Raw genomic sequence first — 664 nt, forward strand, 5'->3', positions numbered from 1 at the left:
GAAACGGGCTTCCATTACGAAGATCTCCGAGGCATGAATGAAGCGGAGCGTGAGGCATATGGCGCCGACTATATAAGGGAAGACAAGGCAAGAGGATTCGACCTTACGCAGGACGTGTTGATGCGCGTCTCGATTCTGCGGACCGGAGAAGAAACACTGCGCTTCATCTGGAGCTTCCATCATATTGTGATGGACGGCTGGTGCTTGTCGCTTGTCACGCAAGAGGTGTTTGGAACGTATTTCGCCCTCCGGGAGCAAAAACAGCTGGAGCTTGCGCCGGTAACGCCGTACAGTAGCTATATTGAGTGGCTAGAGCGGCAAGATAGCGAAGAAGCGTCCCGGTATTGGAGCGAGTATTTGGCCGGATACGAGCAGCAAACGCTGCTGCCGACGGATAAGACGCAGCAGAAGGCGGGAAGCTATGCAGCCGAAGAGCAGATTTGCATTGTCGGTAAAGAACTGACCGGGCAATTGAAACGGATAGCGAAGCAGCATCAGGTAACGTTGAATACCGTGCTGCAAACCGCATGGGGCATCGTGCTGCACAAATACAACGGGAGCTGGGACGCGGTGTTCGGCAGCGTCGTCTCGGGTAGACCGACCGAAATCCCCGGTGTTGATCGGATGATCGGCTTGTTCATCAATACGGTTCCGGTACGTATCT

The 664-nt window shown here is 54.4% G+C and carries 1 protein-coding gene; it reads left to right on the forward strand.

The genetic code is table 11. The annotated features are described in order from the left end of the window. The coding region (locus QMG93_RS34985) for a condensation domain-containing protein (protein WP_281944516.1) at positions 1-664 on the forward strand (664 nt) is incomplete at both ends.

Origin of the sequence: Paenibacillus tyrphae (assembly GCF_027925525.1) — a bacterium.
GTDB classification, from domain to species: domain Bacteria; phylum Bacillota; class Bacilli; order Paenibacillales; family NBRC-103111; genus Paenibacillus_G; species Paenibacillus_G tyrfis_B.